This window comes from Lederbergia sp. B243.17, assembly GCF_057657925.1.
This window is the reverse complement of record NZ_JBWBKF010000006.1, coordinates 1-592: the sequence shown is the minus strand read 5'-3', so window position 1 is coordinate 592 and position 592 is coordinate 1. Positions and strand designations below refer to the sequence as shown.

General features: G+C 48.5%; 2 tRNA genes and 2 rRNA genes. All 4 read right to left on the bottom strand.

Going from position 1 to position 592, the window contains the following annotated elements:
- Positions 1-62: 62 nt before the first annotated feature.
- A tRNA-Thr gene (locus AC0TWI_RS00080) sits at positions 63-138 on the bottom strand.
- Between the two features lie 7 nt (positions 139-145).
- Positions 146-221, bottom strand: a tRNA-Val gene (locus AC0TWI_RS00075).
- 7 nt (positions 222-228) lie between these two features.
- A 5S ribosomal RNA gene (gene rrf / locus AC0TWI_RS00070) occupies positions 229-344 on the bottom strand.
- Positions 345-452: 108 nt separating this feature from the next.
- A 23S ribosomal RNA gene (locus AC0TWI_RS00065) occupies positions 453-592 on the bottom strand; the annotation flags it as partial.

The window sequence follows — 592 nt, the reverse complement described above, 5'->3', positions numbered from 1 at the left end:
CCTGCGACCCTCTGATTAAAAGTCAGATGCTCTACCAACTGAGCTAATGGCTCTAAAAAAGCTGGTGCCGGCCAGAGGACTTGAACCCCCAACCTACTGATTACAAGTCAGTTGCTCTACCAATTGAGCTAGGCCGGCATATGTATGGTGGAGGATGACGGGATCGAACCGCCGACCCTCTGCTTGTAAGGCAGATGCTCTCCCAGCTGAGCTAATCCTCCATTATAAGCCTGGCAGCGTCCTGCTCTCACAGGGGGAAACCCCCAACTACCATCGGCGCTGAAGAGCTTAACTTCCGTGTTCGAGATGGGAACGGGTGTGGCCTCTTCGCTATCGCCGCCAGACAAGTAATACGACATATTTGCTATTATAATGTCTATTTATGTATTTTTCAAGAGAAATTTTTCATTCTCTGAAAACCAGATACATGAGAAGGTAAAACCGGAAACTATTTGATTAAGTCCTCGATCGATTAGTATCCGTCAGCTCCATGTGTCACCACACTTCCACACCGGACCTATCCACCTGATCATCTTTCAGGGATCTTACTGGCTTGCGCCATGGGAAATCTCATCTTGAGGGGGGCTTCATG